A 23,957-nucleotide genomic window follows, 5' to 3' on the forward strand; every position below is an offset into this window, starting at 1 on the left:
ATGTTGCCGCTGTGGATCGCCCTGCAATTTCTCAGCAGCCTGCCGATTCGTTTGTCGGGGATGCCTGAGCCGGAGCAACTTGGGCGGTCGCTGCTGTTTTATCCGTTGGTGGGGCTGCTGTTCGGCGTGATCCTGTGGGCGCTGAATCTCGCCTTGAGCGGCGCGCCGTTGTTGCTGCATGCGGCATTGCTGTTGACGGTTTGGGTGCTGCTCAGCGGCGCACTGCACCTTGATGGTCTGGCTGACAGCGCCGATGCCTGGCTCGGCGGTTTTGGTGATCGCGAGCGTACGCTGACCATCATGAAGGACCCGCGCAGCGGGCCGATTGCGGTAGTGACGCTGGTGTTGGTGTTGCTGCTCAAGTTTGCCGCGCTGCTGGCGCTGATTGAGCAACAGCAAGGCGTTGCGTTGATCATTGTGCCGTTGCTCGGGCGGGCGGCATTGCTTGGGTTGTTTCTGACCACGCCGTATGTGCGCGCGGGCGGGTTGGGGCAGGCGTTGGCGGATCATTTGCCGCGCAAGGCCGGGTGGTGGGTGCTGGGCGCAAGTGCGTTGGCCTGCGTGCTGATTGCCGGGTTCAGTGGCGTTGTTGCGCTGGTGATTTCGGTCGGTGTGTTTGTCTGGTTGCGGCAGGTGATGATGCGGCGGTTGGGCGGGACGACGGGCGATACGGCGGGGGCGTTGCTGGAATTGCTGGAGATGGTGGTGCTGGTTGGAGTGGTTTTGGCCTGATGGATTTCTACTGGTCATGCCGGCCTCATCGCGAGCAGGCTCACTCCTACAGTTGACCGCGTTCCCCTGTAGGAGTGAGCCTACTCGCGATAGCGGTTTGCCAGGTAGTACAAATGTTATGGATAAACTCATCTGTAACTTGATTTAACACAGTCGCGGGTATATACACGCATCATGCTTCCTTCTCAGTGTTTGTGCACCAACCTGCGTCGCGCCGCGCGTGGCGTCAGCAGGCATTACGACGGCGCTCTCGACGGCTTCGGGATCAACGTTGCCCAGTATTCTTTGCTGTGCAACCTGCAGCGTCTGGATCAACCGAGCATCTCCGAACTCGCCGAAGCGATGGGCCTGGATCGCAGCACCCTCGGGCGCAATTTGCGGGTGCTGGAAGGCGAGGGGCTGGTGGTATTGGCCGAGGGCGAGGACATGCGTAACCGCATCGTCAAGCTTACCGAGACCGGCGTGCAACGCTTGGCAGCAGCACTGCCAGCCTGGGAAGCGGCGCAGCAGCGGTTGATTGACCGACTGGGTGCCGAGAAGCGTGAAACCTTGCTCAGATTGCTGGATGAACTGGCCTGAGGCCGGTTTTTTCCAAACTCAAGCGGGTATATACCCGCAAGCGGAGAACAATAATGACATCGATGTGGCGTACGTGCGGGTGGGTGTTGGTCGGGAGTGCGCTGATTCTCGCGTTGTCATTGGGCGTGCGGCACGGTTTCGGTCTGTTCCTGTCGCCGATGAGCGCGCAGTTCGGCTGGGGGCGCGAGGTGTTTGCCTTCGCCATCGCTTTGCAGAATTTGATCTGGGGCCTGGCGCAACCGTTTACCGGCGCATTGGCTGACCGCTTCGGCGCGGCAAAAGTGGTGCTCATCGGTGGGGTGCTCTACGCGGCAGGTCTGGTGTGCATGGGCCTGTCGGATTCGGCGGTGACGCTGTCGCTGAGCGCTGGTCTGCTGATTGGTATCGGTCTGTCCGGCACCTCGTTCTCGGTGATTCTCGGCGTGGTCGGCCGCGCGGTGCCGCCGGAAAAACGCAGCATGGGCATGGGCATTGCCAGCGCCGCCGGCTCTTTCGGCCAGTTCGCCATGTTGCCGGGTACCCTCGGCTTGATTGGCTGGCTCGGCTGGTCGGCGGCGTTGTTGGTATTGGGCTTGCTGGTGGCGCTGATCGTGCCGCTGGTGAGCATGCTCAAGGACAAGCCGATGCCGGTGCTTGGGCATGAACAAACCCTGTCCGAAGCGCTGCGCGAAGCCTGCTCGCATTCGGGTTTCTGGTTGTTGGCATTCGGCTTTTTCGTCTGCGGTTTTCAGGTGGTGTTTATCGGCGTGCACTTGCCTGCGTATCTGGTCGATCAGCATCTGCCAGCCAGCGTTGGCACGACGGTGTTGGCGTTGATCGGATTGTTCAATATCTTCGGTACCTACACCGCCGGTTGGCTCGGCGGGCGTATGTCCAAACCGCGTCTGTTGACAGCGTTGTACTTGTTGCGTGCGGTGGTGATTGTGCTGTTTCTGTGGCTGCCGGTGACGACCACGTCGGCCTACCTGTTCGGTATGGCCATGGGGTTGCTGTGGCTATCGACGGTGCCGTTGACCAACGGTACGGTGGCGACCTTGTTTGGCGTGCGAAATCTGTCCATGCTCGGTGGCATCGTGTTTCTGTTCCATCAGCTGGGTTCGTTCCTCGGCGGCTGGCTGGGCGGGGTGGTGTATGACCGAACCGGGAGTTACGACTTGATCTGGCAAGTGGCGATTTTGCTGAGCCTGCTGGCGGCCGCGCTCAACTGGCCGGTGCGCGAGCGCCCGGTCGCACGTCTGCAGACCGCAGCGGGCGCCGCATGAGCCGATTCTGGCCACGAATGGCCATCACCGCACTCGGCGCCACCTTGCTGGCACTGGTGTGGTGGGGCTGGCAGCAGGGCGGCCTGGCCTTGATGCAGTTGGGCATGAGCATTTGCTAGAAACGGGGATGACGAGTAACGTCGAATTCTGAACGACTGCTCAAGGATGCTCGACATGCTGATGCGCTGGTGTGCTGTTCCCGCGATGCTGATGGCGTTGACTGGCCTGGCTCAGGCCGCTGACTGTCCTGAACTGCTGCAAGGCTCGCTGCCCAAATTGCGGGCGAAGGAATCCATCGATCTGTGTAAACAGTACGCCGACAAACCGTTGGTGGTGGTCAACACCGCCAGCTTTTGCGGTTTTGCCCCTCAGTTCGAAGGCCTTGAGGCGCTGCATAAGCGCTTTGAGTCGCAAGGACTGCAAATGCTCGGCGTCCCTTCCAATGACTTCAAGCAGGAGTCCAAGGACAGCGCCGAGACTGCCAAGGTCTGCTACGCCAACTACGGCGTGACGTTCGCCATGACTGAGCCGCAGAAAGTCCGTGGCGATGACGCGACGCATATGTTCCAAGTGCTGGCTGCGCAGAGCAGCGCGCCGAAGTGGAATTTCTACAAGTATGTGGTCGATCGCCAAGGCAAGGTGATCGCCAATTTCTCCAGCCTGACCAAGCCTGATGATCCGGAGTTTGTTGCCGCGATCGAAAAGGCTATCGCCTCGAAACCACTGAAGCCCTGAATCCGTAGGCCGGCGATGATTTTGTAGGAGCTGCGGCACGCTGCGATCTTTTGACTTTAAAAAACAGATCAAAAGATCGCAGTCTCGTTGCACTCGACAGCTCCTACACGTGTCGCAAACGTCAGGCATTAAAAAGCCCCGCCTCTGCAAAGAGAGCGGGGCTTTTTTGTGGGCGAGGGATCAGCCTCGCCACACAGCATCAGAAGCGATAAGTCGCGCCGACACCGAAACCGTTTGCCGAGTTTTCATACTTGGCGTCGTAGCTCTGTCCACGGTTGTTTTCGTTGCGGATCTTCACCGACTCTTCTTTCAGATACGAGTAGGCAACGTCGATGGTCAGGTCGTCGGTCGGACTCCAGCCGGCACCGATACTGAAGATGGTACGGTCGCCAGTCGGAATGCGTGGCGAACGGTCTTCATTATTGGTCGGCGACTGGTCGAAGGTCAGACCGGTACGCAGTACCCATTCCTTGTTCAACTGGTACGAAGTACCCACGGCGTAGGCCCAGGAGTCATGCCAGTTCTGGTCTTCGTTAATCGAACCGAACTGGCCGGCCAGCAGCGGCTGCACACCGGAGTTTTTCACGGTGATTTTTTCCAGCTGGCTCCAACGGGTCCAGGTGGTACCGGCATACACGTTCCAGCGATCGTTGATCGCCTGGGTAACCGAGAGGTCGACCGATTCGGGTGTGGTGATCTTCAGCGAAGCGTCGTACTTCTGGCTGGCGCCCAGACCGACTGCGGCCAGTGCGCCGTAGTTGACCTTGGTGTTGCCTTCGAGCTTGTAGTCGACTTTCGAGTGATAGGTCAGGCCCACGCGAGTGGTGTCGGTGGCTTGTACCAGCAGGCCGACGTTGTAGCCCAGTGCGGTGTCGTCACCCTTGATCTTCACCTTGCCGTCCGGCAGGGCTTGAGTGATCGACAGGTTGGATTCCAGCGCACCGTCAATGCGGTTGATGGTTGGGCCGAAACCGATCGACACCTTGTCGTTGAAGGCGTAGCTGATGGTCGGTTGGAAAGTGATGACTTGTACTTCGGACTTGCTGCCGAAGTAACGGCCGGCAAAGCCGTTTTCATAATCAGTGATCAGGCCGAACGGCACATAAACGCCGAGGCCGAATGCCCAATGCTCATCGATTGGTTTGACATAGAAGCCCATAGGTACCGCGGTGAAGGGCACCATGTCGCCTTTGTTGCTGCCGCCGTTGGGGCTGGAGCTGGCATTGCTGATATCGGTATGAGCATCGACGACGGCTACGCCACCGGTAACTTGTTCGCGCTTGATGCGCGACATGCCGGCAGGGTTGCCATACACAGTGCTTGCGTCGTCGGCAGAAGAAGATCGCCCGGCAAAACCAGTCCCCATCCCACTGATGCTTTGTTCGTTGAGGGCAAAGCCGGCCGCAAAAATTTGAGTGGAGGCAAGGGTAACGGCGAGGCTAAGGGTGGTTTTGAGCATGACTTTTTTCATTATTAGAACTCCTGGTGATCACCGGGGCGAAAATTACCAAGATTTTCGTCACAGCGCTATAGTCCGTATGCCTTGAGTTAGAGCGGTTTTGTAGGACAATCCGACCAGAATCGCGACCTGTTGGCAGATCTTCTGAAACCAGTGGGTCAGCACGCGACCTGATTCACCGTTGAAACACAGGTGTGCCAGGCATAAGTGAAGTCGCGCAGGCGACCTTGGGGTTGAAAGGTCTGGCGCCAGATACGCGCCATTCCCAGCAAATCGTTGGAGTCGGGTAGGGTGGGGTTTTGTTCTTCCACCAGCAACCAGGCGATGGCCGTGGCGTAACGCAGATTGACCGTCAGTTCCAGGTGTGGACCGCTCAGGAATGCATGTTGACTGGCGAGGCCGCGCACCAGGCTGGCGCGTTCCGGATAGAGCGCCAGATAATCATCCCAAAGGGCTTGATGGCGATGCTCGGCGATGCGGTAGAGGCCGTGGCCCCGGCGGTCATGCAGGGCTGAACCCAGGGCTGACTGGCTGGCGGCGATGCCCAGCAGCAGGGATTCGGCAGTCGCGCTGTGACGTCCCAGGTAGATCAGCGTAGGACGGATCACGTAGCGGCATAGTTCGCTGGCAGCGATACCCATAAAACCCTCGGTTCTTGTTATTAATGGCGAGTCCTGAAGGGGGCTTGGCAGCTGTGGATCGGTTCAGGCTCGCCGCAAGCGGATCACGCCGCTTGAGTTGAAGTGTAGTGTCATATTCGCGACGTAAAGGCCTGTTTTTAAAATATTTTCGGCTTCGAGTTATAACCGTTATATCGGTTGGTACTTAAGCGCCGTCGGCTAAAAGTGAAACATCGGGCAATAAAAAGCCCCGCATTTTTGTGCGGGGCTTTGCTTTTGCAGCCTTTTCGGCTCTCAGGCAATCAATGCCTGACGGGTACGATCGATCACGGCCTGCAGCGGTTCCGCGCTGGAGTACTGATCGGGGTACAGACGCTCGCTGTGGCGGGCGATACCGTGTTCGTTGACCAGTGTGAAACTGAAGCAGCCTTTGCGAGCGGCCATGATCAGGCAGTTCATTGGTGCAAAAGCGTTGGTTAGGGTGCGAATGGCATCCTGAGTATGGATTTGAGTAGACATAGTTATTAGGTGTTCCTACAAATGACACGGATAAGAACCGTGCAACGTTAAAACGTTCCAGTAACGTCGATCACCATTGATCGAACGAAGAACCCGACTGGAACAAAGCAGCCAGTTTGAAGCGCTGATAAGTTGGCGCGCTTGGGCTGGCAGGTAGGTACTTAGGAGGGCAGGCATCACAACAAGGGCAAAGGTTCTGGGCCCGGGGTGAAGATCCTGATCAATTTGCAGGTTGGTTCGGTCAGAGTAAGTGCTCTTCGCAACACCCTTCGCATCATTGGAAGGCAGTGTTGTCGCAAGATTTACCTGGAAACCATCGAGGGGTCGTTCCCGCTTTTTCGGTAGGGCTTCTTGGTAGAAGGCTGACCGTGGGGATGTGTTCGACCGGAATTGACTTTCAGCTTGGTACTAACGCCGCGGATACTAACGGATCGAAACGGGTAAAGCAAACTTGGCGTAGAAAAACATTGCAGCCACAGATCGAGTCTGCTTGGCCGGTTGACTGAATTGCCCGTAATTGGCGCATTTTTTGACCGCCGGTCGGTGAAGAGATTTTCATCAGGGCGCGTGCCAGACCGGTTTATCCCCAGCCCGACTGCCAAAGCGACCCGAAAAAGCGCAGCGATATAACCAGGTAACAGGTACTTGTGCACATTAGTTGCGCAGGCTGTAACGGCGCTGTCATACCAATCCTGACCCCGGTGGCTGCCTGTAACGAAAGTTTAAGTCAATGAAAAACATCGCTTTTTTTTGTTGGTGAAAAAATCGTCAGTTTGACTGCGAGCCCCATTCCATAAGGCTTTGCGAGAGTTGGAAGGCGGTTGTCCACTGAGTTATCCACAGCTTCTGTGGATTGTCCCGAGCGCTTGCTCTAGGACGGGCGTGCCGGGTTTTTTTTCGACTTTACCTGTAAGAAAAAGAGAGTAGAGTGGCGCGCCTTCCGATTCGTCCCACAGTGCTTTATGAAGTTTCGCTCAGTATCAGACTCTGTTACCTCACAGCCTTCTCCTGTTACCCCGCCCAAGCGATTTTCCGTTCGCGTTGCCGAATGGCTGCTCGACAGTCCGCGCCTGAGCGACAGTGACAATGCCAAACACCTCGCTGGCCGCCTGCTCAAGCAACCGGCGCGTGAAGGTGTGGTCGCCGCGCAAAGTCGCCTCGGTCAATTGATGTGCCGCGAGTGCGGCAACGCACGGGATCGTCGCATCGGTCAGGATCTGCTGCGTCAGGCCGCCCGCGCCGGCGACCGTCGCGCGCAACAGGAACTTGGTCTGCTCGAAGACTGAGCTGTCCAAGACCTGACACCTTGGTTAACCTTCAGGCTTTATAAGATCGGCGGGAGTGGCTATGGCTATGGACTTGACCAGCGTATTGCTGGGGCTTGCAGGGGCGGGATTGCCACTGCTGGCATTGGCCTGGCAGCTGCAACGCCGGGCGAGCAATGGGCAGGCCGAGGTCGCGTTGCTTGAAGAACGGTTGGCCATGGCACAACTGGCACAGGACGGACTCAACGCGCAGCTCGACGCCAGCCGCGATGAAGTCGCCGATCTCGGCCAGGCCAATGCCGCCAAGCAGGCTGATCTGGCGGCCCTGCGCCGGGAAGTCGAACTGCTGCAGATCGAGCGCGACGACGCCCGCGATGCCTCCCACGCCTGGAACCTCGAACGCGCCAACAAGGAAGCCGAGCTGCGCCGCCTCGACGCACAGGCCGCTTCATTGAACGCCGAACTGCGCGAGCAACAGGAAAGCCACCAGCAACGCCTCAACGATCTGCAAGGCTCGCGCGATGAACTGCGCGCGCAGTTTGCCGAGCTGGCCGGGAAGATCTTCGATGAGCGCGAGCAGCGTTTTGCCGAGACCAGTCAGCAACGGCTCGGTCAGTTGCTCGATCCGCTCAAGGAACGCATTCAGTCCTTCGAAAAACGTGTGGAAGAAAGTTATCAGGCCGAGGCCCGCGAGCGTTTCTCGCTAGCCAAGGAGCTGGAGCGCTTGCAGGCGCTCAATCTGCGTCTGAGCGACGAAGCCACCAACCTGACCCGTGCCCTCAAAGGCCAGAAAACCCAAGGCAACTGGGGCGAGCTGATTCTCGAGCGTGTGCTCGAACACGCCGGTCTGGAGAAGGGCCGCGAGTACCAGACCCAGGTCAACCTCAAAGGCCCGGATGGCGAGCGTTTTCAGCCTGACGTGATCATTTATCTGCCGGGCGACAAGCAAGTGGTGGTGGATTCCAAGGTCAGTCTCACCGCGTATCAGCAATACGTGGCTGCCGACGACGACAGCCTTGGGCAGATCGCGATCAAGCAGCACGTGCTGTCGTTGCGCAATCACGTCAAAGGCCTGGCCGGCAAGGACTACAAGCGCCTGGAAGGCCTGCACAGCCTTGATTTCGTTTTGCTCTTCGTGCCGATCGAAGCGGCGTTTTCGGCGGCGTTGCAGGCTGAGCCATCGCTGTTTCAGGAAGCCTTCGACCGCAACATCGTCATCGTCAGCCCGACCACCCTGCTGGCAACTTTGCGCGTGATCGACAGCCTCTGGAAGCAGGAGCGCCAGAGCCAGAACGCCCGTGAAATCGCCGAGCGCGCCGGCTGGCTGTACGACAAATTCGTGCTGTTCATTCAGGATCTGGACGAGGTTGGCAATCGTCTGCAACAGCTGGATAAAGCCTACAGTTCAGCGCGCAACAAGCTGACCGAGGGGCGCGGCAATCTGGTCAGTCGCAGTGAACAGCTCAAATTGCTCGGTGCGCGGGCGAGCAAGAGTTTGCCGGCGGACTTGCTGGAGCGGGCGATGACCGATGTCGATGGTCTCGTCGAACTCCCTGAATAAAGATCAAAAAATCACAGCCTCCGGCAGCTCCTACAGGATGTACGCCATACCAATGTAGGAGCTGCCGGAGGCTGCGATCTTTTGCTTCTATAGCGGCAAATACCGACTCAACAACGCCCGCAACGCCGCCGGTTTCACCGGTTTCGGCAGATAATCCAACCCCGCCGCATGCACCTGCGCAACCATCTCCGGTCGCCCGTCAGCACTGATCACCACGCCTGGCACCGGCTCGCCCAGGCGGGTGCGCAACCATGCCATCAACTCGGTGCCGGTATCGCCGTGGTCAAGGTGATAGTCGACCAACGCCAGTTGCGGTCGCACGCCGTCACTCAGCAGCGCCGCACATTCCTCACGGTTGCGCGCCGTCCACACCTGACAACCCCAGCGGCTCAACAGGCTGTTCATGCCGATCAGAATGCTGTCTTCATTGTCGACACACAGCACCTGCGCGCCGCTCAGCAATTTGCCATTCAATTCAACGGCGGCGCTCGCCGGCACCGCTTGTGAGCGAGCCAGCGGCACGCTGACGCTGAACACACTGCCGCGCCCCGGCCACGAACGCACACGCAAGGTATGCCCGAGTACACGGCACAAACCATCGGCAATCGCCAACCCCAGCCCGAGGCCTTTTTCGGCACGGGTCTGATGGCTGTCGAGGCGTTTGAATTCTTCGAAAATCACCTGTTGTTTATCTTCCGGAATTCCCGGCCCGCGATCCCACACTTCCAGGCACAGTTCGCCGCCACGCCGGCGCACACCCAGTAACACCGGGCCTTTGGCGTAGCGAAATGCGTTAGTGAGGAAGTTCTGCAGAATCCGTCGCAGTAATTTGATGTCGCTGTCGATGCGCAAATGACTGCCGCGCACACGGAAAATCAGTCCTTGTTCCTGGGCCAGGGCCTTGAACTCGGCACCGAGAATGTCGAACAGTTCATTGACGGCGAACGGCTTGCGATCCGGGTTGATCTTGCCGTTTTCCAGGCGGGAAATGTCCAGCAGATCGCTGATCAAGTCCTCGGCCGAGCGCAACGAACTGTCGAGGTGCTGCACCAGTTTCTGCGCCTCACTGCTCAAACCATCGTCTTGATGGGAGAGGGCGGCGGAGAACAGCCGCGCCGCGTTCAGCGGCTGCATCAAGTCATGGCTGACCGCCGCAAGGAAGCGGGTTTTCGACTGGTTGGCCGCCTCAGCAGTGCCCTTGGCGTCAGTCAGCGCGACGTTGAGTTGCGACAGTTCCTGGGTGCGTTCGCTGACGCGTTGCTCCAGCCCTTCGTTAGCTTCGGTCAGTGCCTGCTCGGCTTCGCGGAACGCGGTGATGTCGGTGAAACTCATGACGAAGCCGCCGCCCGGCATCGGATTGCCGATCAACTCGATCACTCGGCCGTTGGGGAATAGCCGCTCAGACGTATGCGCGCGGCCCTGACGCATCCAGTGCAAACGGCGGGCAACGTGGACTTCTGCTTCGCCGGGGCCGCACAAACCGCGCTCGGCGTTGTAGCGAATAATGTCGGCGATCGGTCGGCCGACACTGATCAAACCGTCGGGGTAGTTGAACAGTTCCAGATAACGCCGGTTCCAGGCCACCAGTTTCAGCGACTGGTCGACCACGCTGATGCCTTGGGTAATGTTCTCGATCGCCCCTTGCAGCAAGGCGCGGTTGAACTGCAGTACCTCGGAGGCTTCGTCGGCGATGCGGACTACATCCTCCAGTTGCATTTCCCGACCTTCGATGGCGGCTTTTACCACGGCGCGCGTCGAAGAAGCGCCAAGCACACCGGCCAGCAAGCGCTCGGTGTGGGCGATCCATTCGCCGTCGGCATTCTGGTTCGGATTGAAGCCCTTGCCTTGGCGATAGGCGAAGCGAATGAAGCTCTGACGCGCGCGTTCCTCACCGACAAAGCGCGCGGCCAATTGCAGTAAGTCGTCGATCTGCACCGCCAGCATCGAGCGTGCACTCGGCCGCGCGCTGATCTCTTGACCGATGAAGCGCCCGGCCTGCCAGTGCTCCGAGACGCGAGTACGCGACAGCACCGAGACCCAGGCAAACAAAGTGAAGTTGCCGGCCAGCGACAGCACCACACCTTGGGTCAGCGGGGTAATTGGCAGGTTCAGTGGATTGCTGTGCAGCCACGCCAGCCCCGGAAAACTGCTTAGCGACCAGCCCAGGCTGTGCGCGGCAATCGGCAGGATCAACGTGTAGAACCAGAGGAATGTACCCGCGGCCAAACCGGCGAAAACACCGCGGCGGTTGGCCTGTTTCCAGTACAGCGCGCCGAGCATCGCTGGTGCCAGTTGGGTCACCGCAGCGAAGGCGATCTGGCCGATGGTCGCCAGGCTCGCGGTCGAGCCGAGCAAGCGATAGCTGACGTACGCCAGCAACAGAATCACCACGATGCTCACGCGGCGCACCGAGAGCATCCACTGACGGAATACTTCGAATGGGCGCTCGGCGTTATTTCTGCGCAGCAACCACGGCAACAGCATGTCGTTGGAGACCATGGTCGACAACGCCACGCTGGCGACAATCACCATGCCGGTTGCCGCTGATGCGCCACCGATAAACGCCAGCATCGCCAGCGCCGGATGCGCCTGCGCCAAGGGCAGGCTGATCACGAAGGAGTCGGGCAGTACGTCGCTGGGCAGCATCATCTGGCCGGCCAGCGCGATCGGTACGACAAACAGCGCGGCCAGTGCGAGATAGGCGGGAAACACCCATTTGGCCAGACGCAGATCCTGCGGGTCGATGTTCTCCACCACCGTGACGTGGAACTGCCGAGGCAGGCAGATAATCGCCATCATCGCCACGCCGGTCTGCACCACCATCGACGGCCAGTTAATGGTTTCCTTCCAGTATTCCTCAAGGCGCGGGGCGAGCATGGCCTGATTGAACAAGTCGTCAAAACCGTCGTACAAGCCGTAAGTGACGAAGGCGCCGACGGCGAGGAAGGCGAACAGCTTGACCAGCGATTCGAAGGCAATCGCCAACACCATGCCCCGGTGGTGTTCGGTGGCATCGAGGTTGCGCGTGCCGAAGACAATGGTGAACAGCGCCAGCACCAGCGACACGATCAGCGCGGTGTCCTGGGCGCGGGTGCCCATGGCGTCGGCACCGGCACCGATCAACAGATTCACGCCGAGAACGATGCCTTTGAGCTGCAGGGCAATATATGGCAGGACGCCGACCAGACAGATCAGCGCCACGACCACCGCCAGCGATTGCGATTTGCCGTAGCGTGCAGCGATGAAGTCAGCGATGGAGGTGATGTTCTCCTGTTTGCTGATCATCACCATTTTCTGCAGGACCCACGGCGCGCCGACCAGCAGCAGGATCGGCCCAAGGTAAATCGGCAGGAATGACCACAGTTGTTCGGCCGCCTGACCGACTGCGCCGAAGAACGTCCAGCTGGTGCAATAAACTGCCAATGACAGGCTGTACACCCAGGCACGCATGCGCGGCGGCAACGGCGCGCTGCGACGGTCGCCGTAGAAGGCGATGGCGAACATTATGGCCATATAGGCCAGGGCGACGGCGGCGATCAGCCCGGTGGACAGCGACATGCAACACTCCCGACAGAAGACTCCCCGGCACTCCTGCCCGGGCGGACAGTCTCGCATGCGCGGGGCGGTTAGTCAGTGTCGACCAAGGTCGTGGCGTGGCGGGGTGTCGCAGGTGGGGAATCGGGTGGTTTCCGCCGTTGCGCTGCCAAGCACAAAACCCTGTAGGAGCTGTCGAGTGAAACGAGGCTGCGATCTTTTGATCTTTGCAATCAAGATCAAAAGATCGCAGCGTGCCGCAGCTCCTACGTGGGGATCGGCGTCAGTGCTGGTTCAGCGCAATATCTATCAGCCGATGCAGTTCATCCACCTCCAGCGGCGCCGCCGAAAACAGAATCCGGAACACCACCGGCGCCACCACCAGATTGATCAGCCGATCAACACTCGGAGCCACTTCATCCGGATGCCGCTCGATGATCGTCTGCAACTGCGCGCCAATGATCGTCACGCAGTACCCCGGCGTAGCGCTCGCCTGCACGTCGCGCATCATGTTGCGCCCAGGCTCCGAACTCATCTCATCGAGATACTGCTCAGCCCACGCACGAATATCACTGCGCAAACTGCCGGTCTGCGCCGGCTCGCTGTCGGGGCGCATGCGGGCGAGGGCGACGTCGGCCAACAATGCCGACAGATCACCCCAGCGCCGGTAAATCGTCGACGGTGTAACGCCTGCACGCGCGGCGATCTGCGGGACGGTCACGGTCGAGCGCTCCTGTTCTTGCAGGAGCGCACGGACTGCCGAATGAATTGCATCTTGCACCCGGGCACTGCGGCCGCCGGGGCGTAAACCTTCTTTAATAGCCATGCGGCAGACCTTAACACAAAGAATTTGCTTTAAGCGTTGAGCGGTAGCACACTCCGCAAAAGCAAAAAATTAGCTTTTGCGGAGTGTGCACATGAATAGCGCTGTTTCACATCGTTCGAATCTGTGGTTTCTGGCGATCACCTTACTCAGTTTTCTCGCCGCTTCCACTGCGCCGACGCCGTTGTATCACTTGTATCAGGACCAACTGCATTTCTCGGCAACGGTGCTGACCCTGATTTTCGGGGTCTACGCCCTGAGTCTGCTGGCGGCGCTACTGACTGTCGGTTCGCTCTCGGATCACCTCGGACGCAAACCGGTGATCTTCACTTCGGTGCTGCTCAACGCGTTGGCGATGCTGCTGTTCATTTATGCTGACAGCGTCAGTGGGTTGATCGCAGCACGCGTACTGCAAGGCTTCGCTACTGGCATGGCCACCGCCGTTTTAAGTGCCACGTTGCTGGACACCGATCGCCAGCAAGGACCGCTGATCAACAGTGTCGCGCCGTTGCTGGGCATGGCGCTGGGTGGCATGGGCTGCGGGTTGCTGGCCGAGTTTGCCCCCGCGCCGTTGCAACTGACTTACTGGCTGCTGCTGGCACTGTTTGTATTGCAGGCGTTATACGTTTGGCGTCTGCCGGAAAGCGTTACGCCGCAAGCCGGAGCGTGGGCATCGTTGCGGCCGACTTTGCATGTGCCGGTGCAGGCACGTTCAACGTTGTGGCGAGTGTTGCCGCTGAACACTGCAACCTGGGCGCTAGGCGGTTTCTATGCATCTCTGGCGCCATCGCTGGTGCGCACCGCCACCGGTTCGACCTCCAATCTGATCGGCGGCGCAACCGTGGCAGCCTTGACGGTGACCGGAGCATTGATGATTTTCACGCTGCGCAATCGTCCCGCGACAAGGGCCTTGCAGTTGGGCGCGAGCCTGTTGCCGATCGGCCTGGTGTTGATTCTGCTGGGTGTGCACAGCGCCAGCTTGGCGTTGTTTTTCCTCGGCACGCTGGTGGCCGGTTGCGGCTTTGGCTCGGGTTTTCTCGGTGCCGTTCGCAGCCTGGTGCCGCTGGCCTTGGCCCATGAGCGCGCGGGGTTGATGGCCGCGTATTACGTGCTCAGTTATCTGGCGTTCTGCCTGCCGGCGTTGCTCGCCGGGCACTTGTCGCGCAGTTACGGTCTGCTGGCGACCACCGATGGTTACGGTGCGGTGTTGATCGTGCTGGCCGTCGGCGCGTTGTTGCTCAGCCTGCGTTCCGCGCCAGCCAAAGTGTGCCGCGCTCCATAATCACTGCGGTTTCGGTTAGCCTTGGCCAGCCTTCTTCTCACGGATCGACTCATGAAGATTATCCGCAGCAAAACCTTCACCGCCGAGCGCGCCTGGGGCGCACTGGACATCGCCAACATGAACGGCATCACCACGCGCCTGCACTGGACGGATCAACCGTACAAATGGCACGTCAACGATGGCGAGGAAGTGTTTGTGGTGCTCGATGGCCAAGTGCTGATGCATTACCGCGAGCAGGGCCAAGAAAAACAGGTGCAGCTGGATGTCGGCGACATCTTCTATGCGAGCGTCGGCACCGAGCACGTCGCGCATCCGCAGGGCGCAGCGCGGATTCTGGTAATTGAGAGCGAAGGCAGCGTCTGACTTCTTATTGGTAAAACAGATAACAGTTAGAGATATTACCCGTTATATAGATATTCGATTCGGTTCTACCATGGACTCAACCTCACCAGAGGAGAGGAGTTCATGATGATTTGCCCCAACAGCGCCAAACCCGGCATCAAGCCGTTCAGCCAGCTTCAGCATCCGCGTGAAGTGATTCGCCAGTTCACTCCGAACTGGTTCGCCGCGACCATGGGCACGGGTGTGCTGGCGTTGGCGCTGGCGCAACTGCCGTTGGCCATTCCAGGTCTGCACGCTATCGCGGAAGGTTTGTGGTTGTTCAACATTCTGTTGTTCAGCCTGTTTACCGCTGCGTACGCTGTGCGCTGGATCTTGTTCTTTGATGAAGCGCGGCGGATTTTCGGCCACTCCACGGTATCGATGTTCTTCGGCACGATTCCGATGGGCCTGGCGACGATCATCAACGGTTTTCTGCTGTTCGGCCTGCCACGTTGGGGCGACGGTGTGATTCATCTCGCCGAAGTGCTGTGGTGGATGGATGTGACTATGTCGCTGGCTTGCGGCGTGTTGATTCCGTACATGATGTTTACCCGCCAGGAACACAGCATCGACCAGATGACCGCCGTTTGGCTGTTACCGGTAGTCGCCGCCGAAGTAGCGGCGGCCAGTGGTGCTTTGCTCGCACCGCATCTCAGCGATGCCCACTCGCAACTGGTTGTGCTGACGACGAGCTACGTGCTCTGGGCCTTTTCCCTGCCGGTAGCGTTCAGCATTCTGACGATCCTGCTGTTGCGCATGGCCCTGCATAAACTGCCCCACGAAAACATGGCCGCTTCGAGCTGGCTGGCCCTCGGCCCGATCGGCACCGGCGCGCTGGGCATGTTGCTGCTCGGTGGAGATGCGCCTGCGATCTTCGCGGCGAATGGTCTGCCAGGCATCGGTGAAATCGCCTCGGGTCTTGGGCTTATTGCAGGGATTACGCTGTGGGGCTTTGGTCTGTGGTGGATGCTGATGGCACTGCTGATCACCGTGCGTTACTTGCGTGATGGCATCCCGTTCAACCTCGGCTGGTGGGGATTCACCTTCCCATTGGGTGTGTATTCGCTGGCAACTCTGAAACTGGCGAGTACTCTGAACCTGACGTTTTTCAGCGTTGTCGGCACGCTGTTGGTGATGTTGCTGGCGCTGATGTGGCTGATCGTCGGTAAACGCACGGTGCAAGGCGCTTGGCGTGGCGAGCTGTTTGTCTCGCCATGCATCGCAGGTTTGAAGAAATAACCTGAAAAGTTTAGGTAAGGTGTGGCCTGGATCGCGGTTCGAGAATCCAATAAGCAGTACCCAGGCCTCTCTACCTTAAACATCAGGGAAACACGGAAGATGAGTCACCCCTCACAGTTCAACCTGCTGCGCACCCGGCGCTTCTTGCCGTTCTTCATCACGCAGTCGCTCGGCGCGTTCAACGATAACGTGTTCAAGCAGTCACTGATCCTCGCCATTCTCTATCGGCTGACCATCGAGGGTGACCGTTCAATCTGGGTCAACCTGTGTGCGTTGCTGTTTATTCTGCCGTTCTTCCTGTTCTCGGCGCTGGCCGGGCAATTTGGAGAAAAGTTTGCCAAGGACGCGCTGATCCGTCTGATCAAACTCGCGGAAATCGCGATCATGGCCGTAGGATCGGTCGGTTTCCTCTTCGATCACCTGTCGCTGATGCTGGTGGCGCTGTTCGCCATGGGCACCCATTCGGCGCTGTTCGGGCCGGTGAAATACTCGATTCTGCCGCAGGCGCTGCGTGAGGATGAACTGGTTGGCGGCAACGGCCTGGTGGAGATGGGCACGTTTCTGGCGATTCTCGCCGGGACGATTGGCGCCGGGGTCATCATGTCTTCCTCGCACTACGCGCCGCTGGTGTCCTGCGCCATCGTCGGGATTGCCGTGCTGGGCTATCTGGCCAGTCGCAGCATTCCGCGCGCGGCGGCATCCTCCCCGGAAATGCGCCTGAACTGGAATATCTTCAGCCAGTCGTGGGTCACGTTGAAACTCGGTCTGGGCCAGACTCCGGCGGTATCGCGTTCGATAGTCGGCAACTCGTGGTTCTGGTTTGTCGGGGCGATTTACCTGACGCAGATTCCGGCCTATGCCAAGGAATGGATGCACGGCGATGAGACCGTGGTCACCCTGATTCTCACCGTGTTCTCGGTTGGTATCGCGCTGGGTTCGATGCTTTGCGAGAAGCTGTCCGGGCGCAAGGTCGAGATCGGTCTGGTGCCGTTCGGCTCATTCGGTCTGACCGTGTTCGGTCTGCTGCTGTGGTGGCACTCCGGTGGAATCCCCGACAGTGTCACCGGCCACAGCTGGATTGAAGTGCTGGGCTTTGTGCACACCTGGGCAGTGTTGATCGATATCCTTGGCCTCGGCATCTTTGGTGGTTTCTACATCGTGCCGCTGTATGCCTTGATCCAGTCACGTACCGCTGAAAACGAGCGGGCCCGGGTGATTGCCGCCAACAACATTCTCAACGCATTGTTTATGGTGGTCTCGGCCATCGTCTCGATCGTGCTGCTGAGCGTGGCCAAGCTGTCGATCCCGCAGTTGTTCCTCGTGGTGTCGCTGCTGAACATCGGCGTCAACGCTTACATCTTCAAAATCGTCCCCGAGTTCAGCATGCGTTTCATGATCTGGCTGCTCAGCCATTCCATGTACCGTGTCGAGCACCGCAACCTTGAGGCGATACCGGACGAGGGTGCGGCGCTGCTGGTGTGCAACCACGTGTCGTTTGTCGATGCCTTACTGATTGGTGGTGCAGTGCGTCGGCCGATTCGCTTTGTCATGTACTACAAGATCTACAACTTGCCGGTGCTGAACTTTATCTTCCGCACGGCGGGGACAATTCCGATTGCCGGACGTAATGAAGACATCCAGATTTACGAAAAGGCTTTCACCCGGATTGCTCAATATCTGAAGGATGGCGAGCTGGTGTGCATCTTCCCGGAAGGCAAGTTGACCGCCGACGGCGAGATGAACGAATTCCGGGGCGGGCTGACACGGATTCTCGAGGAGACGCCAGTGCCGGTGATTCCGTTGGCGTTGCAGGGGTTGTGGGGGAGTTTCTTCAGTCGCGATCCGAATAAAGGTGTGTTTCGGCGGTTGTGGTCGCGGGTGACGTTGGTGGCGGGAGCGCCAGTGGGCATTGATGTGGCTGAGCCGGCGAAGTTGCAGGGGTTGGTGGGGGAATTGCGCGGGGCAGTCAGATAGTCGCTGATTGTGTTGGCGTTATCGCGAGCAGGCTCACTCCTACATTTGAAATGCGTTTCCCTGTAGGAGTGAGCCTGCTCGCGATTGCGGTAGATGCCTAAGCGCTGACCTTAAGGCCAATCAATCCGGTAATGATCAACGCCACACTGGCCAGACGAATCAACGCCATCGACTCGCCGAACAGAATGATTCCGGCAATCACCGTGCCCACGGCACCGACACCGGTCCAGATCGCATAGGCCGTGCCCAGCGGCAATTCCTTCATCGCAAGGCCAAGCAGGCCAAGGCTGATGGCCATGGCCGCAACGGTCAGAACGGTGGGCAGCGGGCGGGTGAAACCGTCGGTGTATTTCAGGCCGACGGCCCAGCCGACTTCGAACAGGCCGGCGAAAAACAGAATGATCCAGGACATGCAAGACCCCCATCGATTGACGGGGTCGTCCCCAGATTAATGACTCGATCGAGCCGCAGGGTCGTCCCCGCGTTGCGCGCTAGTTTGACCAGCATTAACCCGGGGATCAAGTTTGCGCCTCAGTCGGCCGCTTGTTGCGCCAGTGTCTCGCGATCTTCCTTTTCACTCATGCGCCGGAAGTACGTCGACAGCAGTGCTCCGGAAATATTGTGCCAGACGCTGAACAGCGCGCTCGGCACCGCCGCCAACGGCGAGAAATGTGCGCTGGCCAATGCTGCGCCCAACCCCGAATTCTGCATGCCCACTTCCAGCGCCAAGGATTTGCGCTGGGCCAGCGGCAACTTGAACAGGCGCCCGGTGAAGTAGCCCAGCAGATAACCGAAGCTGTTGTGCAGCATGACCACGGCCATGATCAACAGGCCGGATTCGGCGATTTTCGCCTGACTGGCGGCCACCACGGCGGTGACGATAATGACGATGCTGACCACCGACACCAGCGGCAACACATCCACCGCGTGACGCACTTTGTCGCCAAGCAAGCGCTGGGCAACCACGCCAAGAATGATCGGCAGCAACACCACTTGCAGGATCGACCAGAACAACTCCATGAACGACACCGGCAACCACGCCGAAGCCAGCAGCCAGATCAGCGCTGGGGTCAGCAGCGGGGCGAGGAGGGTGGTGACGGCGGCGATCGCCACCGACAACGCCAGATCACCACGGGCCAGCCAGGTCATGACGTTGGACGACGTGCCGCTCGGGCAGCAACCGACGAGAATAACCCCGACGGCGATTTCCGGCGGCAGGTGAAACACCTGGCAGAGCAACCACGCCACGCCGGGCATGATCACGAAATGTGCAACGACGCCCAGCGCTACACGCCACGGATGGCGGGCAACAGCAGCGAAGTCGTCGAGTTTGAGGGTCAGGCCCATGCCGAACATCACCAGCCCGAGCAACGGTACGATTGCGCTTTTCAGGCCGAGGAACCACGCCGGTTGCAGGAACGCAATCACCGCGAAAATCAGAACCCAGTAAGCGAAGGTATTGCCGACAAAGCGGCTGAGTGCAGCCAGTGCGCGCATGGCCTGATCCTTATTATTAAATGAACACCACAAAACCAATGTAGGAGTGAGCCTGCTCGCGATAGCGGTCTTTCAATCAACACATTAGTTGAATGTCAGTCCCTCATCGCGAGCAGGCTCACTCCTACAGTTTGGACATCACAAGGCGTTAGATCCCCTGCGGAGTCTCTTCCCCACCCAACGCTTCCACCAACGCCGGCAGGAAGTCGCCAAACGTCAGCATCATCAGGGTGAAGCTGGCATCCAGTTGACCCAGCGCCTCGTCGCCACCGTCCTGCTCCGCCTGATCCTGCAACAGATCTTCGAACTTCAGACGTTTAACGGTCATCTTGTCATCGAGCAGGAACGACAGTTTGTCCTGCCAGGCCAGCGACAATTGAGTCACGACTTTGCCAGTGCTCAGGTGCAGCTGGATTTCTTCGCTGGTCAGATCCTGACGCTTGCAACGGACGATACCGCCGTCTTCGTGGGTGTCGCGCAGTTCGCACTCGTCCAGTACATAGAAGTCGTCGGCCGCTTTCTGCGTGGTGACCCAGTCGGTCATGACGGCCGTTGGAGCCATTTTTACCGTCAGCGGGCGGACGGGCAGGGTGCCGATCACTTCGCGCAGGGTCGACAGCAGGTCTTCGGCGCGTTTCGGGCTGGCCGAGTTGACCAGAATCAGACCCTGTTTCGGCGCGATGGCGGCGAAGGTCGACGAGCGACGGATAAACGCGCGCGGCAGGAGGGCCTGAATGATTTCATCCTTGATCTGGTCGCGCTCCTTCTTGTAGACCTTGCGCATCTGCTCGGCTTCGATCTCTTCGACCTTCTCCTTGACCGCGTCGCGCACGACGCTGCCCGGCAGGATGCGTTCTTCTTTACGCGCGGAAATCAGCAGGAAGTCACCGCTGACGTGCACCAATGGAGCATCTTCGCCTTTGCCGAACGGCGCGACGAAACCGTAGGTGGTCAACTCCTGGCTTGCACATGGACGCGCCAGTTTGGTGGCCAGTGCAGTTTCCAGCGCCTCGGCATCGACAGGCAGGTCTTGGGTCAGGCGATAGATAAGCAGGTTTTTGAACCACATGGGGTGAGTCTCTCCTTTATACAAAGGGGGGCATTATTGTCTTCGCCGTCTCATAGGCCAACCCTTCTCTAAGCCTTTGGAAGGCCTGAGAAAATTATTTAAAAAAGTGCTTGCCAGAGGTTGGGTCGCTCCGTAGAATGCGCGCCACACCGAAGCGAAGGGTGATTAGCTCAGCTGGGAGAGCGTCTGCCTTACAAGCAGAATGTCGGCGGTTCGATCCCGTCATCACCCACCATTCGTTTCAAGTGTTTAGCGCAGCGGTAGTTCAGTCGGTTAGAATACCGGCCTGTCACGCCGGGGGTCGCGGGTTCGAGTCCCGTCCGCTGCGCCATATTCGGTAACCTGGACCACTGAACGCCAGGTCACCACGGAAAAACCCGCCAAGGCGGGTTTTTTTCTGCTCCAAGGTTGTACCCGCGGGATGTGTCGCTTTACTGGTTTTCGGATTTATTTGAAAAAAAACTTCAATTAAATCAACACATTACGAAAACTTGTGGCATAATGCGTCCCGTAACGAAGCGAAGGGTGATTAGCTCAGCTGGGAGAGCGTCTGCCTTACAAGCAGAATGTCGGCGGTTCGATCCCGTCATCACCCACCATTCGTTTCAAGCGTTTCGCGCAGCGGTAGTTCAGTCGGTTAGAATACCGGCCTGTCACGCCGGGGGTCGCGGGTTCGAGTCCCGTCCGCTGCGCCATATTCGGAATCTGCAACACTGAACGCCAGATTCCACAGAAAGCCCGCCAAGTGCGGGCTTTTTGCTGTCTGGCGTTTGAGTATTTTTCACTGCATATATCTATGTAGTGCCTGTGGAACACGTCGCTTTCGGACAATGGGCAATGTTCTTCATGATCATTTGGGTCATGGAGCAATTCCGTTGCCAGCCGAGAGACCGATCAGATGCCTTCGACTCCTGCCTTAACCGATATTCCTTCTTCCGCCGAAGACACGGATGCGCTGTCATTCATGGCAAGTAATCCGGCATTTTTATCCAGCGACGATGCAGCCACTGGCTTGCACAATCTGTTGAAAACGCCGCTCAGCGCAGAACTTCACGGGTTCATTCTGAAAAATACCGAGGGGCGCTTCTTTTGTGCTCAACGTGTTGACGCCAATCCTGTCAGTGGCGAACTTCGGAGCGAAGTAACGACGCTTCTGCGCACGACCCTTGTGGTAACTGTGGGTGGCTTGGGCGAGTTGATTGTCCCGAGCGGTTTTACTATCGAAGCGAGCTTTCACGCCCGCCCGGCCCAAGCCCGTGGTGTTGACGAATCCACCAGTGAATGGGCTCAGCGTAATCGGTTCTTCACGATTGCCGATTTGTCAGCTGTGATGAACAGTCATCGTAAATATTCGAAGTGTTATCTGTCCGCCTACAATGGCGGACTCCTGTGCTACGCCTCGACGAACCTGCCGTTTGAACAGGAATTGGCGCCCCGACTGTCGAGGCGGCCTCAAAGTGGCCCAAAATTGTTCGAAAGCTTGCTTGCCAGAGGGGCAATCCCCAGCAGCCTGTGGATCTTGCTGGTCTTGGCGGCCGGGCAAGTGAGCGTTGTGGTAACGGGCGATCTCTGGCGGCGCCGAGGCCCGCTCAAAGCCAGCTGGCGGTCGGATGTCCTTGAAGCCAAGCCGCCGATTACACAGATGCCAATCTTCGGGCCGATCTGCCGAAATGCGGGGGAGGTCGCACTTTACTTGCGCGAAAAGTTATCCGTCCCACCGCCAGCGAGTCCGCGTGTCGGCTTCATCCTTAAACATAACGCCAGCGATTTCCTGGTGGTCACTGACCCGGTCTCCATTCCCTACGCCAGTTTTGATCGGGCAGCTTTATTTCCCAAGGATCAGCACGGCAACCCACTGATCCCAAGAGGGTTTCGGGTGCACGGTATTTATCACTCCACGCCGCAATTGGCGGCCGAGCGACAGCCTCCGAGGGGAATGGATTTGTACCGGAATTTTTTCACGCCCGAGGATCTGAAAGTCGGCCTGGATCATATGATTGCGGCACCCAATCAGCGAATTTTTATGGTCACCCCCGATGGCGCCGTCTTGCGATTCGCCAAACCGATAATCCCCAAGGTTCGGGAGCTGAAAGCGAACCTTGAGCAAGGCCTCAAGCAAAAAATCATCGACGGCGACATGCCACCGCAGGGGTTTGTCGACAAGGTTGCCGACGCGGGCATCCTCAGCGTTTTATTGGCGAGTCAGACCTGGCCGGATCTCGGCAAGATCACGGCTGCCTCTACTGTCGATGTTACAGGCGTAGAGACTTCCCAATGATTACTCACTATTACGCTGGTGACGATAGTCGCTGACCGCTTCGTACACGGCCTTGCGCAACCGGTTGATCCCTCCGATCGGGCGATGCGCCTCAATGCCAAACCAAGGGTTGAACGACAGGTTATCGCATTGCAGATTCAACGCCGGGGTGTCGAAATCCTGCGGCGGCAGGGTGATCCGCGCGACGGTTTCGAAGGGCGAATCCTGCTCGCGCCATTCGATGCTGGTGTCCTCGATCGGCATGTATTGATGGGCATCCTGACGCTGAATCTGCAGCACGAAGCAGGCGGGTACACGATCCGTCGACAGTTGCTGATTCAACGCGCTGCGCAGAAAGTTCGGCAGGTCGTGATTTTGTTTGGGCAATGTATAGGCGGGGCAGTTATCCGGATCGGGTGCTACACGAAACTTTGCATTCGACTCACCGAATTTGTAAGGCGAAACCGAAAAGTAAGTCGTCGCCGTCGGGCTATCCGGCGGCGGCGCCAAGGTTGCCAGCGCGATAAACAAATGGCGGATCTGCCAGGTGCGCGGATCCCATCCGGGGAAAAACGCCATGACCTTCTTGCCGTCAGCCTGCGCCGCCACGTTCTGACGGTACTCGGCGACATCGCTGACGAAAAAGTTCGGGTGGCTGAACATCACGAAATCCTGCTCAGGCTGTGCCTGGCGGTTGCCGAGCAGCTGTTTTCCCGAAACATCCAGCAGTTTGATTGCCATGCCTCTGGCGTCGCGGATGCTGTCGAACTGTGGGTAGGCATTGCCGTTGGACAGACGAATCATTGCCTGCCAGGTTTTTCCGGGTTCACTGAACACGCCCTGTCGCAGCGACTGCGCCAGTTCCGGCAACACCTGCACCTGCGCCTTCACGCAACCATGAGCCTTGGCGTGTGCGTCGCGCAGATAACGTGTGCCTTCGCGGTGCTGATCAACGATGCGCACGGCGGTCTGAATCACGTTTTGAGTCATCGCGGCTTCGCCGGGTGGAGTCTGTTCCAGCGCTGAAACCGGGCCACGGTGTTGCCAGGCAAACCACGCCGTGGCGATGGCCCAGCCGAGCAGGCCGATGGCGGCCAATATCAGCAGGGCTTTGCCAAGCAGACGTCCAAGCCACAACCAGATTCTGGCCAACAGCGGTAACTCTTTCT

Annotated in this window: 21 protein-coding genes and 4 tRNA genes; 16 read left to right on the forward strand and 9 right to left on the reverse strand. The window is 58.7% G+C overall.

Annotated elements, in window-relative coordinates; all coding sequences use genetic code 11:
* The 5 genes from PspR84_RS08835 to PspR84_RS08850 all read left to right on the forward strand — a co-directional run bounded on the left by PspR84_RS08835 (window position 1) and on the right by PspR84_RS08850 (window position 3,308).
* Window positions 1-732, forward strand: coding sequence for an adenosylcobinamide-GDP ribazoletransferase (locus PspR84_RS08835; RefSeq protein ID WP_160056918.1), 732 nt, complete (start codon window positions 1-3; stop codon window positions 730-732).
* A 174-nt stretch (window positions 733-906) separates the two neighbouring features.
* Window positions 907-1,311 (forward strand): MarR family transcriptional regulator, encoded by a 405-nt coding sequence (locus PspR84_RS08840; protein ID WP_160056920.1) that lies wholly within the window; start codon window positions 907-909, stop codon window positions 1,309-1,311.
* 53 nt (window positions 1,312-1,364) lie between these two features.
* Window positions 1,365-2,573, forward strand: a complete 1,209-nt coding sequence (locus PspR84_RS08845) for an MFS transporter (protein ID WP_160056922.1) — start codon at window positions 1,365-1,367, stop codon at window positions 2,571-2,573.
* The gene (locus tag PspR84_RS29775) at window positions 2,570-2,692 is read left to right on the forward strand and encodes a hypothetical protein (RefSeq protein WP_275113768.1); all 123 of its coding nucleotides are present in this window, start codon (window positions 2,570-2,572) and stop codon (window positions 2,690-2,692) included. The genes PspR84_RS08845 and PspR84_RS29775 overlap by 4 nt, the downstream gene beginning before the upstream one ends.
* 55 nt (window positions 2,693-2,747) lie before the next feature.
* Entirely contained in the window at window positions 2,748-3,308 is a 561-nt protein-coding gene (locus tag PspR84_RS08850; RefSeq protein WP_160056924.1) for a redoxin domain-containing protein, read from the forward strand.
* A 199-nt stretch (window positions 3,309-3,507) separates the two neighbouring features.
* On the opposite strand, the gene PspR84_RS08855 is transcribed toward PspR84_RS08850, so the two are convergent.
* The 3 genes from PspR84_RS08855 to PspR84_RS08865 all read right to left on the reverse strand — a co-directional run bounded on the left by PspR84_RS08855 (window position 3,508) and on the right by PspR84_RS08865 (window position 5,906).
* Window positions 3,508-4,779 (reverse strand): outer membrane protein transport protein, encoded by a 1,272-nt coding sequence (locus tag PspR84_RS08855; protein WP_102900832.1) that lies wholly within the window; start codon window positions 4,777-4,779, stop codon window positions 3,508-3,510.
* Window positions 4,780-4,925: 146 nt separating this feature from the next.
* Complete coding sequence (locus PspR84_RS08860) at window positions 4,926-5,408, reverse strand: hypothetical protein (RefSeq protein ID WP_160056926.1); 483 nt, start codon at window positions 5,406-5,408, stop codon at window positions 4,926-4,928.
* A gap of 273 nt (window positions 5,409-5,681) precedes the next feature.
* Window positions 5,682-5,906 (reverse strand): hypothetical protein, encoded by a 225-nt coding sequence (locus PspR84_RS08865; protein ID WP_034156218.1) that lies wholly within the window; start codon window positions 5,904-5,906, stop codon window positions 5,682-5,684.
* Window positions 5,907-6,868: 962 nt separating this feature from the next.
* Between PspR84_RS08865 and PspR84_RS08870 the strand changes: the two genes are divergently transcribed.
* The gene (locus PspR84_RS08870; protein WP_160056928.1) at window positions 6,869-7,192 is read left to right on the forward strand and encodes a sel1 repeat family protein; all 324 of its coding nucleotides are present in this window, start codon (window positions 6,869-6,871) and stop codon (window positions 7,190-7,192) included.
* A gap of 175 nt (window positions 7,193-7,367) precedes the next feature.
* Window positions 7,368-8,732, forward strand: coding sequence for a DNA recombination protein RmuC (gene rmuC, locus PspR84_RS08875; protein ID WP_163013634.1), 1,365 nt, complete (start codon window positions 7,368-7,370; stop codon window positions 8,730-8,732).
* A gap of 87 nt (window positions 8,733-8,819) precedes the next feature.
* Here rmuC and PspR84_RS08880 read toward each other — a convergent pair whose 3' ends face one another.
* Window positions 8,820-12,290, reverse strand: coding sequence for a PAS domain-containing hybrid sensor histidine kinase/response regulator (locus PspR84_RS08880; protein WP_160056930.1), 3,471 nt, complete (start codon window positions 12,288-12,290; stop codon window positions 8,820-8,822).
* Between the two features lie 259 nt (window positions 12,291-12,549).
* Window positions 12,550-13,092 (reverse strand): TetR/AcrR family transcriptional regulator, encoded by a 543-nt coding sequence (locus PspR84_RS08885; protein WP_160056932.1) that lies wholly within the window; start codon window positions 13,090-13,092, stop codon window positions 12,550-12,552.
* Window positions 13,093-13,183: 91 nt separating this feature from the next.
* Here PspR84_RS08885 and PspR84_RS08890 point away from each other — a divergent pair, with 91 nt between their 5' ends.
* The 4 genes from PspR84_RS08890 (at window position 13,184) to PspR84_RS08905 (ending at window position 17,965) form a co-directional block, all read left to right on the forward strand.
* Complete coding sequence (locus PspR84_RS08890; protein WP_160056934.1) at window positions 13,184-14,371, forward strand: MFS transporter; 1,188 nt, start codon at window positions 13,184-13,186, stop codon at window positions 14,369-14,371.
* 51 nt (window positions 14,372-14,422) lie between these two features.
* On the forward strand, window positions 14,423-14,734 hold the full coding sequence (locus PspR84_RS08895; RefSeq protein WP_160056936.1) for a cupin domain-containing protein: 312 nt from the start codon (window positions 14,423-14,425) through the stop codon (window positions 14,732-14,734).
* Between the two features lie 105 nt (window positions 14,735-14,839).
* Complete coding sequence (locus PspR84_RS08900; RefSeq protein WP_160060062.1) at window positions 14,840-15,991, forward strand: TDT family transporter; 1,152 nt, start codon at window positions 14,840-14,842, stop codon at window positions 15,989-15,991.
* 99 nt (window positions 15,992-16,090) lie between these two features.
* Window positions 16,091-17,965, forward strand: coding sequence for an MFS transporter (locus tag PspR84_RS08905; RefSeq protein ID WP_160056938.1), 1,875 nt, complete (start codon window positions 16,091-16,093; stop codon window positions 17,963-17,965).
* 97 nt (window positions 17,966-18,062) lie between these two features.
* Here PspR84_RS08905 and sugE read toward each other — a convergent pair whose 3' ends face one another.
* The 3 genes from sugE to rdgC all read right to left on the reverse strand — a co-directional run bounded on the left by sugE (window position 18,063) and on the right by rdgC (window position 20,531).
* Complete coding sequence (gene sugE, locus PspR84_RS08910) at window positions 18,063-18,377, reverse strand: quaternary ammonium compound efflux SMR transporter SugE (protein WP_003223093.1); 315 nt, start codon at window positions 18,375-18,377, stop codon at window positions 18,063-18,065.
* 119 nt (window positions 18,378-18,496) lie between these two features.
* The gene (locus PspR84_RS08915; RefSeq protein WP_160056940.1) at window positions 18,497-19,462 is read right to left on the reverse strand and encodes a bile acid:sodium symporter family protein; all 966 of its coding nucleotides are present in this window, start codon (window positions 19,460-19,462) and stop codon (window positions 18,497-18,499) included.
* 148 nt (window positions 19,463-19,610) lie between these two features.
* Window positions 19,611-20,531, reverse strand: coding sequence for a recombination-associated protein RdgC (gene rdgC / locus PspR84_RS08920; protein WP_160056942.1), 921 nt, complete (start codon window positions 20,529-20,531; stop codon window positions 19,611-19,613).
* Between the two features lie 159 nt (window positions 20,532-20,690).
* Here rdgC and PspR84_RS08925 point away from each other — a divergent pair.
* The 5 genes from PspR84_RS08925 (at window position 20,691) to PspR84_RS08945 (ending at window position 22,809) form a co-directional block, all read left to right on the forward strand.
* Window positions 20,691-20,766 (forward strand) — tRNA-Val (locus tag PspR84_RS08925).
* A gap of 19 nt (window positions 20,767-20,785) precedes the next feature.
* Window positions 20,786-20,862, forward strand: a tRNA-Asp gene (locus tag PspR84_RS08930).
* A 192-nt stretch (window positions 20,863-21,054) separates the two neighbouring features.
* Window positions 21,055-21,130 (forward strand) — tRNA-Val (locus tag PspR84_RS08935).
* Window positions 21,131-21,149: 19 nt separating this feature from the next.
* Window positions 21,150-21,226: transfer RNA gene (locus tag PspR84_RS08940), tRNA-Asp, on the forward strand.
* Between the two features lie 203 nt (window positions 21,227-21,429).
* On the forward strand, window positions 21,430-22,809 hold the full coding sequence (locus tag PspR84_RS08945) for a hypothetical protein (protein WP_160056944.1): 1,380 nt from the start codon (window positions 21,430-21,432) through the stop codon (window positions 22,807-22,809).
* On the opposite strand, the gene PspR84_RS08950 is transcribed toward PspR84_RS08945, so the two are convergent.
* On the reverse strand, window positions 22,810-23,943 hold the full coding sequence (locus PspR84_RS08950) for a catalase family protein (RefSeq protein WP_174244497.1): 1,134 nt from the start codon (window positions 23,941-23,943) through the stop codon (window positions 22,810-22,812). It lies immediately after the preceding gene.
* Between the last annotated feature and the right edge of the window lie 14 nt (window positions 23,944-23,957).

The sequence above is a fragment of the Pseudomonas sp. R84 genome, assembly GCF_009834515.1.
GTDB lineage: Bacteria > Pseudomonadota > Gammaproteobacteria > Pseudomonadales > Pseudomonadaceae > Aquipseudomonas.

What these genes read in the sequence shown, in the direction of transcription:
- PspR84_RS08915 (WP_160056940.1), bottom strand. Translation starts at nt 19,462, where the DNA reads ATGCGCGCACTGGCTGCACTCAGCCGCTTTGTCGGCAATACCTTCGCT.
- rdgC (WP_160056942.1), bottom strand. Translation starts at nt 20,531, where the DNA reads ATGTGGTTCAAAAACCTGCTTATCTATCGCCTGACCCAAGACCTGCCT.
- PspR84_RS08900 (WP_160060062.1), top strand. Translation starts at nt 14,840, where the DNA reads ATGATTTGCCCCAACAGCGCCAAACCCGGCATCAAGCCGTTCAGCCAG.
- PspR84_RS08885 (WP_160056932.1), bottom strand. Translation starts at nt 13,092, where the DNA reads ATGGCTATTAAAGAAGGTTTACGCCCCGGCGGCCGCAGTGCCCGGGTG.
- PspR84_RS08870 (WP_160056928.1), top strand. Translation starts at nt 6,869, where the DNA reads ATGAAGTTTCGCTCAGTATCAGACTCTGTTACCTCACAGCCTTCTCCT.
- PspR84_RS29775 (WP_275113768.1), top strand. Translation starts at nt 2,570, where the DNA reads ATGAGCCGATTCTGGCCACGAATGGCCATCACCGCACTCGGCGCCACC.
- PspR84_RS08840 (WP_160056920.1), top strand. Translation starts at nt 907, where the DNA reads ATGCTTCCTTCTCAGTGTTTGTGCACCAACCTGCGTCGCGCCGCGCGT.
- PspR84_RS08945 (WP_160056944.1), top strand. Translation starts at nt 21,430, where the DNA reads ATGCCTTCGACTCCTGCCTTAACCGATATTCCTTCTTCCGCCGAAGAC.
- PspR84_RS08890 (WP_160056934.1), top strand. Translation starts at nt 13,184, where the DNA reads ATGAATAGCGCTGTTTCACATCGTTCGAATCTGTGGTTTCTGGCGATC.
- PspR84_RS08860 (WP_160056926.1), bottom strand. Translation starts at nt 5,408, where the DNA reads ATGGGTATCGCTGCCAGCGAACTATGCCGCTACGTGATCCGTCCTACG.
- PspR84_RS08905 (WP_160056938.1), top strand. Translation starts at nt 16,091, where the DNA reads ATGAGTCACCCCTCACAGTTCAACCTGCTGCGCACCCGGCGCTTCTTG.
- PspR84_RS08880 (WP_160056930.1), bottom strand. Translation starts at nt 12,290, where the DNA reads ATGTCGCTGTCCACCGGGCTGATCGCCGCCGTCGCCCTGGCCTATATG.
- PspR84_RS08835 (WP_160056918.1), top strand. Translation starts at nt 1, where the DNA reads ATGTTGCCGCTGTGGATCGCCCTGCAATTTCTCAGCAGCCTGCCGATT.
- PspR84_RS08865 (WP_034156218.1), bottom strand. Translation starts at nt 5,906, where the DNA reads ATGTCTACTCAAATCCATACTCAGGATGCCATTCGCACCCTAACCAAC.
- sugE (WP_003223093.1), bottom strand. Translation starts at nt 18,377, where the DNA reads ATGTCCTGGATCATTCTGTTTTTCGCCGGCCTGTTCGAAGTCGGCTGG.
- PspR84_RS08895 (WP_160056936.1), top strand. Translation starts at nt 14,423, where the DNA reads ATGAAGATTATCCGCAGCAAAACCTTCACCGCCGAGCGCGCCTGGGGC.
- PspR84_RS08855 (WP_102900832.1), bottom strand. Translation starts at nt 4,779, where the DNA reads ATGAAAAAAGTCATGCTCAAAACCACCCTTAGCCTCGCCGTTACCCTT.
- PspR84_RS08845 (WP_160056922.1), top strand. Translation starts at nt 1,365, where the DNA reads ATGACATCGATGTGGCGTACGTGCGGGTGGGTGTTGGTCGGGAGTGCG.
- PspR84_RS08850 (WP_160056924.1), top strand. Translation starts at nt 2,748, where the DNA reads ATGCTGATGCGCTGGTGTGCTGTTCCCGCGATGCTGATGGCGTTGACT.